This is a genomic window from Nitratireductor rhodophyticola (genome assembly GCF_019891355.1).
Taxonomy (GTDB): domain Bacteria; phylum Pseudomonadota; class Alphaproteobacteria; order Rhizobiales; family Rhizobiaceae; genus Nitratireductor; species Nitratireductor rhodophyticola.
This window is the reverse complement of sequence record NZ_JAHSSF010000003.1, coordinates 342,072-356,523: the sequence shown is the minus strand read 5'-3', so window position 1 is coordinate 356,523 and position 14,452 is coordinate 342,072. Positions and strand designations below refer to the sequence as shown.

Genomic DNA, 14,452 nt, shown 5'->3' with positions numbered 1-14,452 from the left:
CCGGGCCTGTTGACTGGCTTTTGCAAAGCTGCCCCAATAACAATGGGACGATATCGGCAGCGCCTGGAGGATTGCCATGCTTGCGGCACGCGGACTCTCCCTGTTTTTCGTTTTTCTTCTCGGGTTTGCAGCAATGGCTGCCGCGCAGGATGCGCGCCGGATCGTGGTAAGCGAGAATGCCGATTATTTCGGCTTCGACCTGCGCACCGAGAAGGATGTGACGCTCGACCAGTGCAAGGCGGTGTGCCTTGCCGATCCGCAGTGCCGGGCCTTCACCTACAACACCAGCGCGCAATGGTGCTTTCTGAAGTCGGACTTCAATCGCCTCAATGCGTTTGACGGCGCGGTGGCCGGCAAGGTTGTGGCCGGTGGAGAAGCACCCGATATCGGAGCGCCGCCTGCGCTCCGCTTCGTGCCCGAGCACATCCAGCGCGAGGCTGGCGAGTATCGCGCCGAGATACTGCGCGCGGTGCGTCCCGAGAATGCAGGGTTTGTTCAACTGAGTGCGGCGGGCGGGCAGGCGCTGGCAAATGGTGATCCGTTCAATGCCATGCAGGCGTTTTCAACCGCGCTCGTAATGGAGCCGCAGAATGTGGGCCTTTGGTTGGAACTTGCGCGTGCCGCGACCGCCTCGCAGCCCGTGGGTGACATGAACCTGTATCGGCTTCAGCGCGCCGGCACCGGCGCTGCGATCAATGCCTACAATCTGTCGCGCAGCACGGATGACCGTGCCGAGGCGCTGGCCGTTCTTGCGCCGGCTCTTGAGCGGCGCAACCTGTTCCGCCCCGCGCTCAGCGCCTATGAGGCGAGCCTTGCGCTCAGGGCCGCGCGCGATGTGCAGGAGGCCTATGCCGACCTCAAGCGCCGCAAGGGGTTCCGGGTGATCGACCATTCGGTCGATTCCGACAGCGCCACGCCGCGCGCCTGCGTGCAGTTTTCCGAGGAACTGGTGAAGAGCGGCGTCGACTATGCCCAGCTCGTGACCGTCGACAATCTGCGCTCCTTCGCCGTCGATCGCAGCGACAAGGAGCTTTGCGTCAGCGGCCTGAAGCATGGCGAGCAGTATCGCATCGTCATCCGGCAGGGCCTGCCGGCGGCCATTGGCGAGGTGATTGCCGAGCCGGTGCCGCTCGAAATCTACGTGCGGGACCGCGCGCCTTCGCTGCGCTTTACCGGCGAAAATTTCGTGCTGCCGTCCTCGGCGCGCCGGGGCATACCGTTCGTTTCGGTCAATGCCGACAGTGCGAAACTCTCCGTCTATCGCGTCGGTGAACGCGCTCTGGCGCAGCTGTTGAGCAAGGGGCAGTTTCTGCGCCAGCTCAATGAATATGGGGCCAATGAGGTTGGCGATGACATGGGAGCGCCGGTCTTCGAGGGTGCCATTGAGATCAAGGCGGAACTGAACAAGGATGTCGTCACCAGCATCCCCATCGATGAGGCGGTGCCGGAGCGTAGGCCCGGCGTCTACATGATGACGGCGGTGCCGGAAGGCGACACCAGCCAAAGCTGGGACAACCGCGCCACGCAGTGGTTCCTTGTCTCCGATATCGGGCTTTCCACCTTTGCCGGCGAGGACGGGCTTTCGGTCTTCGCGCGCTCGCTGGCGAGCGCGAAGCCGCTGGAGGGGCTGAAGCTCAGGCTTGTGGCCCGCAACAATGAGGTGCTTGGCGAGGCGGAGACCGATGGCGATGGCCATGCGCGCTTCGATCCCGGTCTGGCGCGCGGCTCTTCCGGTCTCGCGCCGGCGGCGATCATCGCTGAAAACGGGACTGAGGATTTCGTCTTCCTCGACATGACGCGCGCGGGCTTCGATCTTTCGGATCGCGGCGTGGCGGGGCGTCCTTCGCCCGGACCGCTCGACGTGTTCGCGTGGACGGAGCGCGGCATCTATCGCGCCGGCGAGACGGTGCATGCGAGCGCGCTCACGCGCAATCCCGCTTCGGATGCGGTGGAGGATCTGCCGCTGACCTTCATCTTCCGCCGTCCCGACGGTGTGGAGGACCGGCGCGTCGTTTCCGATGGCGCGGCGCTTGGCGGTCATGCGGTGGCGCTTGATCTGCCCGGAAGCGCGATGCGCGGCACCTGGGTGCTCGGCATTTATGCCGATCCGAAAAAGCCGGCGCTGGCCGAGAAAAATTTTCTGGTCGAGGATTTCGTGCCCGACCGCACCGAGTTCGCGCTTGCGAGCGCGGATGAGGCCGTGCCGGTCGGCGGTGTGACGGATGTGACCGTCGATGGCCGCTATCTCTATGGCGCACCGGCAGCGGGGCTTGCGCTTGAAGGCGAACTGACGGTCGCGCCGACGCGCGAATGGAAAGCCTTCCCCGGCTATGTCTTTGGCCTCGATGACGAGGAAGATGTGGAGGCGCTGCGTGTCTCCCTGCCCGGCCTGCCCGAGACCGATGCGGAGGGGCAGGCGCAGTTCCCGGTGGCGCTCGATGGCGCGCCTTCGACCACGCGTCTCCTGAAAGCGCAGGTGAGCGTGCGCATGCGCGAGGCCGGTGGCCGCGCGGTGGAGCGTGCGCTGGAGATCGATATCGAGCCGGAAAGCGCGATGATCGGCCTGAAGCCGGAATTCACCGGCGGGCGCGTTGCCGAGGGAGCGACGGCGAATTTCCGCATGATCGCGGTCGATCCGAAGGGCGAGCGCATCGCCATGGACGGCCTCGAATGGAAACTGCTGAAGGTGGAGCGACACTATCAGTGGTATCGCGATGGCGGTTCCTGGAACTATGAGCCGATCACCACGACGAGCCTCGTGCGCGAGGGAACGGTGGATGCGAAGGCCGACAGCGAGCCGCAGATTGGCGTTTCCGTGGACTGGGGGCGCTATCGCCTTGAGGTGGAAAGCCCGGATGCGGGCGGGCCGATCACCAGCGCGGCGTTCGATTCCGGCTGGTATGTGGAGGCCGGTTCCACCGAAACGCCGGACGGGCTGGAAGTGGCGCTCGACCGCGACGCCTATGCGGTGGGCGAGACGGCGAAGCTGAAGATTTCGCCACGCTTTGCCGGCGAGGTTCTGGTGACGGTGGGCTCTGAGAGCCTCATCGAAACCTTCACCGCAAAAGTGCCGGAAGCCGGCGCGACCGTGGACATTCCGGTGACCGATGCACTTGGGGCCGGGGCCTATGTGACCGCAACGCTGTTCCGCCCCGGCGACGATGCCGAAAATCGCCTGCCCATGCGCGCCATCGGCGTGCGCTGGCTCAAGGTCGATCCGGGTGCGCGCGATCTTTCGGTTGAACTCGGCGTTGAGGAACAGGCGCGTCCCGATGAGAGCCTTTCCATCCCCGTCAGCGTTGGCGGGCTGGCACCGGGCGAAGAAGCCTATGTGAGCGTCGCGGCAGTTGATGTGGGCATTCTCAACCTCACGCGCTACGAGCCGCCAGAGCCGGACGCCTGGTACTTCGGCCAGCGCATGCTGGGCATCGAAATGCGCGACATTTACGGGCGGCTGATCGATGGTTCGCTCGGCGCGATGGGCCGGCTGCGCACAGGCGGCGATGGCGGCGGCATGGCGGCCACCGGCAGCGCGCCGACACAGAAGCTGCTCGCCTTCTTTTCCGGTATCGTGAAGGTGGACGATGACGGGAAGGCAGAGGTCTCCTTCGACATTCCGCAGTTCAACGGCACGGCCCGCATCATGGCGGTCGCCTGGTCGAAGAAGGGTGTGGGCAGCGCGCAGCAGGACGTGATCATCCGCGATCCGGTTGTGCTGACCACCAGCCTTCCGCGCTTCCTGGCGCCGGGCGACGAGGCGCGGCTTCTGCTTGAAATCGCCAACACGGATGGCCCTGCCGGCGACTATCGCCTCACGGTGATGGCCGAGGGACCGGTCAGCGCCGATCTGCGGTCGCTCTCCGATACGGTGACGCTTGAGGCGGGCGGCAAGGCCACGCTCTCCGTGCCCATCTCGGCGACCAACCAGACGGGCGAGGGTGCGCTGACGGTGGCGCTTGCGCATGAGAGCGGGCTTGCCGTGGAGAAAAGCGTGCCCCTGCCGGTGCGGCCCGGCGTGATGCCGGTTGCCACCCGTAGTGTGGTCACGCTTGCGGCCAATGGCGGCAGTGTCACTCTGGACGGCGCGCTTCTGGAAGACAGCTTTGCCGAAAACGCGTCGGTGAGCCTCAACATTTCGCGGGCCGACGGGTTCGACATTCCGGCTCTGCTGATGTCGCTCGACCGCTACCCCTATGGCTGCACGGAGCAGACCACCAGCCGCGCGCTGCCGCTGCTCTATGTGAGCGAGCTTTCAAAGGCCGCCGGACTGGAAGATGACCCGGCGCTCAAGGGGCGCATCGAGGACGCCATCACCAGCGTGCTTGCCGCACAGTCTTCGTCCGGCGGTTTCGGTCTCTGGGGACCGGGATCGGGCGATCTGTGGCTCGACGCCTATGTGACGGACTTCCTCACCCGCGCTGGCGAGCAGGGCTTTGCCGTGCCCGAGGCGGCGATGGGCCAGGCGCTGCAGAACCTTCAGAACACGCTCGCCTATGACACGGATGTCTCCTCGCGCGGCAGCGAGATCGCGTATGCGCTCTATGTGCTGGCGCGCAACCGCAAGGCTTCGGCCGGCGATCTGCGCTACTATCTCGACACGCGGCTCGATGAGTTCTCCACGCCGCTGGCGCGCGCGCAGCTTGCCGCAGGTCTCGCGCTCTATGGCGATGCGGGACGTGCGGAACGGGGCTTTGCCTCCGCCTTCCGTCTCGCTCAGGGCATGAGCGGGCGCTACACGGCACGCTCCGATTACGGGTCGCGTCTGCGCGATGGCGCGGCGATGCTGGCGCTGGCGGCAGAAAGCCGGCCCGAACCGGCGCTGGTGCCGCAGATGATCGATCTGGTGGCCGATGTGCGCGGTGACACGCGTTACATGAGCACACAGGACGAGGCGTGGATGCTGCTTGCAGCCCGCGCGCTGAGCCAGTCGAGCGACGATCTGCGCCTGACCGTGGACGGCAATGCGCATCAGGGCGCATTCTCGCGGCGGCTGTCGGGACTGGAGATTGAGGCAGCGCCACTGACGGTGGCCAATCGGGGTGATGAGCCGGTCGATGCGGTGATGACGGTGGTGGCAGCGCCGCAGCAGCCGCTGCCGGCGGGCGGCGAGGGCTTCACCATCGAGCGGCGCTACTACACGCTTGACGGTGAAGAGGCGAATGTCTCCGACGCACGCCAGAACGAGCGCTATGTCGTGGTGCTGGAGATGATGGAACAGAACGCTTGGCCTTCACGCGTGCTGGTCTCCGACCTGTTGCCGGCGGGCTTCGAGATCGACAATCCGCGCCTTGTTGGCAGTGCGGATCTGGCGAATTTCGAGTGGCTTGGTCAGACGGATGCGGTTCACACCGAGTTCCGCGACGACCGCTTCATCGCCGCCTTCGACCGCAGTGGGGGCGGCAATTTCAGGCTCGCCTATGTGGTGCGTGCGGTGACGCCGGGCGTCTACACGCATCCGGCGGCGAGCGTGGAAGACATGTACCGTCCGCAATTCTCCGCCCGCACGGCCACGGGCTTCATGGAGATCGTGGGGCAGTAGGCGGCGGCGATGAAAACGCGTCGACATATGCGCCGGGTCGCCATGGCCGCTGGCCTTGCGGCCCTGCTCGCCATTGGCGGGGCGGTGACGCTCAACCGGCTGGACTCGGCCTATCCGCCGCCGCTGGATCCTGCCCCGCTTTCGGTGGAGGTGCTCGACCGTGACGGCGCGCTGCTGCGGGCCTATGCGGCGTCCGACGGGCGCTGGCGTCTGCCGGCGGATATCGACACGCTCGATCCGCAGTTTCTCAAGATGCTGGTCGCCTATGAGGACAAGCGCTTCTGGTCGCATCCGGGCGTCGACATGCGCGCGCTTGGCCGGGCCGCATTGCAGCTTTTGTGGAACGGGCGCATCGTCTCGGGCGGTTCAACACTGTCGATGCAGCTTGCACGCCTCATCGAGCCGCGCGAGGCGCGCAGCTTCAGCGCCAAGTTCCGGCAGATCGCGCGGGCGCTTCAGATCGAGCGCAGGCTTTCCAAGCGGGAAATACTGGAGCGCTATCTGACGCTCGCGCCCTATGGCGGCAATCTTGAAGGGGTGCGCGCGGCAAGCCTCGCCTGGTTCGGCAAGGAGCCGCACAGGCTGGGGCTGGAGGAGGCTGCTCTTCTGGTCGCCCTGCCGCAATCGCCGGAAGCGCGCCGGCCCGACCGTCATCCGCAAATGGCAAAAGCCGCGCGCGACCGCGTGCTTGCGCGCATGGCGGGGGCTGGCGTCATCATCGAAAGCGAGGTCGCGCGCGCGTCTGAGGCGAAGCTTGCGGGCCGGCGTCTGCCCATGCCGGCCTATGCCGCGCATCTGGCCGATGCGGTGGTGCAGGCGGAGCCGGACGAGCGTGTGCATCGCCTGACCATCAGCCGGCGTGCGCAGGCGGGCCTTGAGGAGGTTGCCGCCAGAGCGGCGCGCGGGCTGGGGCCGCGCGTTTCCGTGGCGATGGTGCTGGCGGATGCGCAGACCGGCGCGGTGCTCGCGCGGGTCGGATCGGCGGGGTATTTCAACGCCACACGCGCCGGCTGGATCGACATGAGCGTGGCAGAGCGTTCGCCGGGCTCCACGCTCAAACCCTTCATCTATGGCCTTGCCTTCGAGGAGGGGCTGGTGATGCAGGAAACCATGATCGAAGACCGGCCCGGCAATTTCTCCGGCTATCGTCCGCGCAATTTCGACATGGCCTATCAGGGCGACGTTTCGGTGCGCACGGCCTTGCAGATGTCTCTCAACGTGCCGGCGATCCGGCTGCTCGATGCGGTGGGGCCGGTGCGGTTGGTGGCGCGCATGCGGCAGGCCGGTGTGCCGCCCGCTCTGCCGCCCGGCGAAACACCGGGTCTTGCCATCGGGCTTGGCGGTGCAGGGCTGACGCTCGAAGGGCTCGTGCAGCTTTATGGCGGGCTCGCCAATCAGGGGCGGGTGCGCCCGCTGCATTATCTGGAAGGTGCAGAGATTGCCGCGCATCCTCCTTCCGTGCTGACGCCGCAGGCCACATGGCAGGTTGCCGACATCCTGTCCGGTGTCGCGCCGCCCAGAGACGCGCCGCGCCTCGGCATCGCCTACAAGACGGGCACGTCCTATGGCTACCGCGATGCGTGGTCGGTGGGCTATGACGGGCGGCATGTGCTGGGCGTGTGGGCCGGGCGGCCCGATGGCGGCTCGGTGCCGGGGCTGACCGGCTATCTGGCCGCCGCCCCCATTCTGTTCGAGGCGTTTTCGCGCTCGGGCGTGGGCATCGTTCCATTCCCGCCTGCACCGGCAGGCGCGATCCGGCTTGCCGCGTCCGATCTTTCGTTTCCCATGCGGCGGTTCTCCGTCTCGGGTGGCGGGTTCCGGGCCGGCGCGCCGGTGGAGCCCGCGCCGGAAATCGTGTTCCCGCCGCAGGGTGCGCGCATCGATGTGGGGCTTGCGCGTGGCGCGCGGGTCATGCCGCTGGCGCTCAAGATCAATGGCGGGCGCGCGCCGTTTCGCTGGCTGGCCAATGGCGAGCCGCTGCCGGACGCCTATCGCCGGCGCAGGGCAAGCTGGGTGCCGGATGGCGGGGGCGCATCGACCCTGACGGTGATCGACGCGGCCGGACGTTCCGCCAGCGTGGATGTTTTCCTGGAATAGATCAGGCGGCTTCCGCGAGCGCCTTCAAGACCGTTTCGCGCATGGGCATGGGGGCGACTGCGCCAAAGCCCTGCGTGGAAAGGGCGGCGGCCGCATTGGCGTAGCGCGCTGCCTCGAACGGGTCGCCATGGCGATTGAGCTCGGCGAGGAAATTGCCATCGAACGTGTCGCCCGCACCTGTGGCGTCGACGGCGTTGACCCTGATGCCGGGCACACGGCGACTCTCGTCCGGCGTGGCGACGAGGCAGCCATCCTTGCCGAGCGTCAGCGCGACGATGCCAGCGCCAAGACCCAGATAATGATCCGCGATGGCGTCCGGGTCGCTGATGCCGACCAGTTGCTCGGCGTCTTCCAGGCCGGGAAGCGCGATGTCGGCCTTGCGCATGGCGGCTTCGGTGAGTGCGCGGGCGCGCTCGAGCGGCCACAGCTTCAGGCGCAGATTGGTGTCGAAGGAAACCTTTGTCCCGGCATCCCGCGCAATGTCGATCGCTTCGAGAACCGCATCGCTCGCATCGGCGCTGATGGCCATGGAAATGCCCGAGAGGTGCAGAATGTCGGCGTTCTCGATGGCGCTGCGGGGCAGGTCGCGCGGGGCGACGCGGCTCGCTGCCGAACCCTTGCGCAGATAGGAGAAGACATGGCCGTTCTCGCCATGGCTGACGAAGTAGACACCCGTATGGGCATCCGGATTGCGCAGGACCTGGCTGGCGTCTACGCCATTATCCGCCCAGAGCTGCATCAGGCTGTCGCCGAACTCGTCCGCGCCAAGCGCAGTGAAGAACCCGACCGATGCGCCGGCGCGCGCGGCTGCGATGGCGCAGTTGGAGGTGTCGCCGCCGTAGCCGAAGAGATAGCGGCCCGTGTCGTCCACCTGGTTGAACTCAATCATCGGTTCGCCCATGCAGATGATCTTCGGATGGCTCATGACGGTGTTCTCCTCCCCTTGCGCAGCGTGCGCTTCTCTTTAAGCGATTGTGCGCCAATGGTGAATGTCTCTTGGGAGAAGATTTTTCACCATGCGTGGAGAGCCCGGCCTCAGGACCTGGAGCGGTTCACCGTTTCATGGAAACGCTGCGCCACTCCACCTGACTGCAAAACACTCTAGATCGCCGTGCGTCCATCCGGACGCACAAAGGACGATCTAAACCATTGATGGAGCATCGGAACAATCCGAAAACCGGATTCCACTTTTCGGTCCGATGCCCTAGCGGGCGCCGCGACCGAACAGGACGGTGCTGATCGTTGAAAGTATGATGAGCATGTCGAGATCGAATGACAGGTGCTTGATGTAATAGAGGTCGTAGGAAAGTTTGTTGATCTCTTCCTGGGTTGTGCCCGCATAGCCGGAGTTCACCTGTGCCCAGCCGGTAATGCCGGGCAGCACCATGGTGCGGTGGATGAATTTTGGCTCTTCCGCCTCACTCGCCTGCGCCACGTATTCGGCCACGGGGCGTGGTCCCACGAGGCTCATTTCTCCGCGCCAGATATTGATGAGCTGGGGAAGCTCATCCAGCCGCAGGCGGCGCAGCAGCCGGCATCCCTTGATGATCCGGTCGTCGTTCGTGCGCGTCGCTCCACCCTGCCTGCCATGATACATGGTTCGAAACTTGAGCATGTTGAAAGGGCGCCCGCCATAGCCCCGGCGGGTCTGCACGAAGATCGCCGGTCCGCCATCGAGGGTCCGGATATAGAGCCAGACGGCAAACCCCAGCGGGATGGTGATCGGCGCCGTGACGATGACGGCGATAAGATCAAGCGCGCGTTTCGCCTTGGAATAGTAGATCTGGCTCGGCGTGTAGGCGAGGTGCGAAACGTCGAACGCGCCCACATCCACGCGGCCTTCGCGCAGCTCGAGAAAGTTGAACCAGGGGGTAACTTCGACCCCGACCATGTAGGCCTTTGTCAGAAAGGCCGACCATTCCGGATTGTGGTGTGTTCCGGTGTCGATCAGCAGTCGGTCATAGGCGCCGATATCCGCTGTCTTGTCGCTGATCACGGCCACATGGCCTGCGAGCCTCGCTGCAACCTGGGCGGCCTGGGGGAAGTCGAGCAGGGCAACGCGGTCCTCCAGAGACCGGTGAAGCCTCAGATTGGCGACGATCATGGCGATCGTGGCGATCGGATAGGCGGTCAGCAGAGCCGAGTAGCTCACCGGAATGCGCAGGCCGGACAGAACCGCGACAGCCACGTTGAAACACACAAAGGTGACGAAGATCGCGATGGAAAACGTGTTGCGTTGCCTGCGAAAGCCAAGCAGGGCCAGCGCGACGGCGAAGGGCAGAACGAACAGCACCGAGCAGACGATTGCCAGATTGTTCCAGTCGCTGCGCGACGCATTGAGAATGAAAGCGCTATAGACCATGCACTGCAAAACGCCGGCGGCCAGAATCTCCGGCAGCATGGGGCGCAGGTTTCGCAGCAGGCGCCGTTTGCGCAGAGACGCGCCGTGCTGGAGCACGTCCTCCAGGTCGGGGCTGGGCTCGGCTGGGCTGCGTTTCAGAACGCGCCTGGCGCTGCGATTGGCGGGGCCGTCACCCTTGCCCGCTGGTTTGGACACGTCGTTCAACGTTACTTCTCGCCCGCACGTAAGAGCTCATACGACCGCGCTTTGCCATGCAGGAACCGGAAGCGCAATCAACGATTGTTCGCATGTCCACAGACAACCCGGATGCAGGCCGTCGGTTATGCATCGATTCGACCGACCTTAGACCGGTTCGCTCATTCATGGAAACGTTCACCCGCCCGCCGTTCTATCCGCCAGCGTATTTGTGCAGCAGTTTGAATGTCGATTTATGACGTTGGCATTTACGATTTCAGTTCGAGGCTCTATCAGGCGGAACCTGTCGCTGTTCTGACTATGAACCCATGCACCGCCAAGCCTATGTCTTTCTCTGCCTGACCACGCTCTTCTGGGGCGGCAATGCCGTGGCCAGCCGGCTGGCTGTCGGCCACGTTTCGCCGATGATGCTGACAACGCTTCGCTGGATCATCGGCTGTGCGCTGCTCGCTGCCTTTGCCTGGCCGCATCTCCGGCGCGACTGGCCGGCGATCCGGCCGAAACTGCCGTTGCTGGCGGCGTTGGGCACGCTCGGTTTCACCGGGTTCAACGCTGTTTTCTACAGTTCCGCCCAGTTTACCTCGGCCATCAACATCGCCATCGAGCAGGGTGCGGTGCCGATGGTCATTTTCGTCGCCAATTTTGTCCTGTTTCGCCAGCGCGTGAGTTTTCTGCAGATTGCCGGCTTCGTTCTGTCTCTGGTCGGCGTGGCTCTGGTTGCCAGCCATGGCGAATTTTCCCGCCTTCTCGACCTGGATGTGAACTTCGGCGACGCGCTGATGCTTGTCGCCGTCCTGCTCTATGCGGGGTACACGGTCGGGCTGCGTTTGAAGCCGAACATTCACTGGCTGAGCCTGATGTTCGTGCTCTCGTTCTTTGCGCTTCTGGCGTCCCTGCCTCTGGTGGCCTGGGAGATCGCGACGGACCGGCTCATCGTGCCCGACTTTCAGGGCTGGATGGTGGTGTTCTACGTTGTGCTGTTCCCCTCCATCTTCGCACAAACGCTCTACATTCGCGGCAATGAGCTGATCGGCGGCAACCGCGCCGGCCTGTTCATCAATCTGGTGCCGATCTTCGGAACGCTTCTGTCGATCGTCATTCTGCGTGAAGCCTTCTTCACCTATCACGCCGTCGCGCTGTTCATGGTGCTGGGCGGGATATGGATGGCCGAACATGGAGGGCGCAAACTGGCGTCCAGATAGGCAAATGCCGGCGCGTGGCGCCGGCATCGCATTCCTGAAAAGACTGTTTGACCCCTATGCCGCCACGTCGAAGGACAATGGCTTGGCCGAGAGGATCACGTCGGTTGCGCGCAGCTCGCGCAGGACTTCCGGCGGGAAGGGCGCGTCGAGGTAAAGCAGGGCGATGGCATCGCCGCCCGGCCGGTTGCGGCCGAGCTGGAAGTTGGCGATGTTGACCTGGTGCTTGGCGCAGATCGAGCCCAGCAGGCCGATAATGCCCGGCACGTCGTAATTGGTCGTGTAGAGCATGTGCTGGCCGACCTCGGCATCGAGATTGATGCCCTTGATCTGGATGAAGCGCGGCTTGCCATCGGAAAACACTGTGCCGGCGATGGTTCGCGTCTTCTCGGAGGTCTTCACCGTCAGCTTGATATAGCCGTCGAACACGCCCGACTTGTCGCGCTTGACCTCGGACAGGATGATGCCGCGCTCCTTGGCCATGATCGGGGCCGAGACCATGTTGACATCGGCCACCTGCGGGCGGATCAGGCCGGCAAGGGCGGCGCTGATGAGTGCGCGGCGGTTCATCTCGGTGGTGGAGCCGTCGAACAGGATCTCCACTTCCTCGATGGCCTCGTCGGTCACCTGGCCGACGAATGCGCCAAGCACTTCCGCGAGTTTGATGAAGGGTTTCAGACGCGGGGCTTCCTCGGCGCTGATCGAAGGCATGTTGATCGCGTTCGTCACAGCCCCCTTGGTCAGATAGTCCGCCATCTGCTCCGCCACCTGGATGGCCACGTTCTCCTGCGCCTCGCTGGTCGACGCGCCCAGATGCGGTGTGCAGACCACGTTGGGCATGTTGAAGAGCGGGTTCTCCGTCGCCGGCTCCGTCTCGAACACGTCGATGCCCGCACCGGCCACCTTGCCGGATTTGAGGCCTTCCACGAGATCGGCCTCGACCACAAGGCCGCCGCGGGCGCAGTTGATGATGCGCACGCCCTTCTTCATCTTGGCGATCGCATCCTTGTCGATCACGCCACGCGTCTTGTCCGTCAGCGGTGTGTGCAGGGTGATGAAATCGGCGCGTTTGAACAGCTCGTCGAGCTCGACTTTCTCGACACCCAGTTCGGAGGCACGCTCGGCCGAAAGGAACGGGTCGAAGGCCACAACATGCATCTTCAGGCCGATGGCGCGCATCGCGACCACGGAGCCGATATTGCCGCAGCCGATCACGCCCAGCGTCTTGCCGGTGATCTCGACGCCCATGAAGCGGTTCTTTTCCCACTTGCCGTCATGCGTGGAGGCGTTGGCCTCCGGGATCTGGCGGGCAACCGCAAAGAGCATGGCGATGGCGTGTTCGGCCGTGGTGATGGAATTGCCGAAAGGCGTGTTCATCACGATGATGCCGCGGCGCGATGCGGCCGGAATGTCGACATTGTCGACGCCGATGCCGGCGCGCCCCACCACTTTCAGATTGGTGGCATTGTTGATCAGCTTTTCGGTGACCTTGGTGGCCGAGCGGATGGCAAGGCCGTCATACTGGTCGATGACGGAGAGGAGCTTCTCCTTGTCCTTGCCGAGTTCGGGAAGATAATCCACCTCGATGCCGCGATCCTTGAAGATTTCGACGGCAGTGGGCGACAGTTTGTCGGATACGAGTACGCGGGGCGCCATGGCGGCCTCCTGTTTCAATGCATAGAATTGGGGAGGCGGCTCCGGTTCAGGAGCCGCAGTATCGTGTCAGGCTGCGGCCTTGAGTTGCGCCTTCTGGGACTGGAACGCCCAGTCGAGCCAGGGCATCAGCGCTTCCAGATCGGAAGCTTCCACCGTGGCGCCGGCCCAGATTCGCAGGCCCGAGGGCGCATCGCGATAGTGACCGATGTCATAGGCGACGCCCGCCTTGGCGAGTGCGGAAACCATCCCCTTGGCAAAGGCAGCCTGCTCGCCCGCATCGAGTGCGGCGATCTCGGGATCGACGATCGACAGGCACACCGATGTGTTGGAGCGCGTGGCCGGCACTTTTGCCAGATGGTCGAGCCAGGGCGTGCGGCGCACGAATTCGTCGATCACGGCGAAATTCGCATTGGCGCGGGCAACGAGACCGTCGAGGCCGCCAATGGCCTTCGCCCAGTTCAGCGCGTCCAGATAGTCTTCCACGCACAGCATGGAGGGTGTGTTGATCGTCTCACCACGGAAGATGCCCTCGATCAGCTTGCCGCCCTTGGTCAGGCGGAAGATTTTGGGCAGCGGCCATGCGGGTGTATAGCTTTCCAGCCGTTCGACAGCGCGCGGCGAGAGGATGATGACACCGTGTGCGCCTTCACCGCCAAGCACTTTTTGCCAGGAGAAGGTGACCACATCGAGCTTGTCGAAGGGCAGGCGCTGCGCGAAGGCCGCAGACGTTGCGTCGCAGATGGTCAGGCCAGCGCGGTTCGCGGGGATGAAATTGCCATCGGGCACGCGCACGCCGGAGGTGGTGCCGTTCCAGGTGAAAACCACGTCGCGGTCGAAATCGATGGAGCCGAGATCCGGCAGATCGCCATAATCGGCTTCGATGCGGCGCACATCGTCGAGTTTCAGCTGCTTGACCACATCGGTGACCCACCCGGCACCGAAGGATTCCCAGGCAACCATGTCGACGCCGCGCTCACCCAGAAGCGACCAGAGCGTCATCTCGACGGCGCCTGTGTCGGATGCAGGCACGATGCCGATGCGGTAATCGGCCGGAACCTGCAGAATTTCACGGGTAAGATCGATGGCCTCTGCCAGTTTCGCCTTGCCGATGGAGGAACGATGCGACCGGCCAAGGGGAGCGTCGGCAAGCGCTTCGAGCGACCAGCCGGGACGTTTTGTGCAGGGACCTGAGGAAAAATGCGTATTGGCCGGACGGAGGTCCGGCGTGGGGAGTGTGCTCATGATATATCCTATCCTTCCAGATAGCACGCCTCTCGGTGGGGAGAGGTGGCCCACGGACGGAGTTACGCCGATCCGGTTTTTTCGTCAAGTGCGACATGAGTGCCTCTGGAGACGGGAAATCGGTTCCGCATGGCGCGAGATGGTTCCCACCGGGGCTTTGAG

7 protein-coding genes are annotated in these 14,452 nt (G+C 64.4%); 3 read left to right on the top strand and 4 right to left on the bottom strand.

All coding sequences use genetic code 11. From position 1 onward, the window contains the following. Positions 1–76: 76 nt before the first annotated feature. Entirely contained in the window at positions 77–5,539 is a 5,463-nt protein-coding gene (locus KUG85_RS12710) for an alpha-2-macroglobulin family protein (RefSeq protein ID WP_255606391.1), read from the top strand. A gap of 27 nt (positions 5,540–5,566) precedes the next feature. Then, entirely contained in the window at positions 5,567–7,636 is a 2,070-nt protein-coding gene (gene pbpC / locus KUG85_RS12705) for a penicillin-binding protein 1C (RefSeq protein WP_223005839.1), read from the top strand. 1 nt (position 7,637) lies between these two features. Here the strand turns inward: pbpC and KUG85_RS12700 are convergent, their stop codons facing one another. Next, positions 7,638–8,561 carry a sugar kinase gene (locus KUG85_RS12700; protein ID WP_223005482.1) on the bottom strand — a complete coding sequence of 308 codons (924 nt, stop codon included), beginning with the start codon at positions 8,559–8,561 and terminating at the stop codon, positions 7,638–7,640. A gap of 279 nt (positions 8,562–8,840) precedes the next feature. Further along, entirely contained in the window at positions 8,841–10,193 is a 1,353-nt protein-coding gene (locus KUG85_RS12695; protein ID WP_255606390.1) for a sugar transferase, read from the bottom strand. A gap of 308 nt (positions 10,194–10,501) precedes the next feature. On the opposite strand from KUG85_RS12695, the gene KUG85_RS12690 reads away from it, so the two are divergent. Next, a complete protein-coding gene (locus tag KUG85_RS12690) occupies positions 10,502–11,395 on the top strand; it encodes a DMT family transporter (protein ID WP_223005481.1) in 894 nt (297 codons plus the stop codon). A 54-nt stretch (positions 11,396–11,449) separates the two neighbouring features. Here KUG85_RS12690 and serA read toward each other — a convergent pair whose 3' ends face one another. Both serA and KUG85_RS12680 read right to left on the bottom strand, forming a co-directional pair. Continuing rightward, positions 11,450–13,048 (bottom strand): phosphoglycerate dehydrogenase, encoded by a 1,599-nt coding sequence (gene serA / locus KUG85_RS12685; RefSeq protein WP_065817013.1) that lies wholly within the window; start codon positions 13,046–13,048, stop codon positions 11,450–11,452. A 66-nt stretch (positions 13,049–13,114) separates the two neighbouring features. After that, positions 13,115–14,290 carry a phosphoserine transaminase gene (locus tag KUG85_RS12680; RefSeq protein WP_223005480.1) on the bottom strand — a complete coding sequence of 392 codons (1,176 nt, stop codon included), beginning with the start codon at positions 14,288–14,290 and terminating at the stop codon, positions 13,115–13,117. Positions 14,291–14,452: the final 162 nt, after the last annotated feature.

Bases quoted from the DNA above. Each gene is read 5' to 3' on its own strand.
- serA (WP_065817013.1), bottom strand. From the start codon at position 13,048: ATGGCGCCCCGCGTACTCGTATCCGACAAACTGTCGCCCACTGCCGTC.
- KUG85_RS12710 (WP_255606391.1), top strand. From the start codon at position 77: ATGCTTGCGGCACGCGGACTCTCCCTGTTTTTCGTTTTTCTTCTCGGG.
- KUG85_RS12700 (WP_223005482.1), bottom strand. From the start codon at position 8,561: ATGAGCCATCCGAAGATCATCTGCATGGGCGAACCGATGATTGAGTTC.
- pbpC (WP_223005839.1), top strand. From the start codon at position 5,567: ATGCGCCGGGTCGCCATGGCCGCTGGCCTTGCGGCCCTGCTCGCCATT.
- KUG85_RS12690 (WP_223005481.1), top strand. From the start codon at position 10,502: ATGCACCGCCAAGCCTATGTCTTTCTCTGCCTGACCACGCTCTTCTGG.
- KUG85_RS12680 (WP_223005480.1), bottom strand. From the start codon at position 14,290: ATGAGCACACTCCCCACGCCGGACCTCCGTCCGGCCAATACGCATTTT.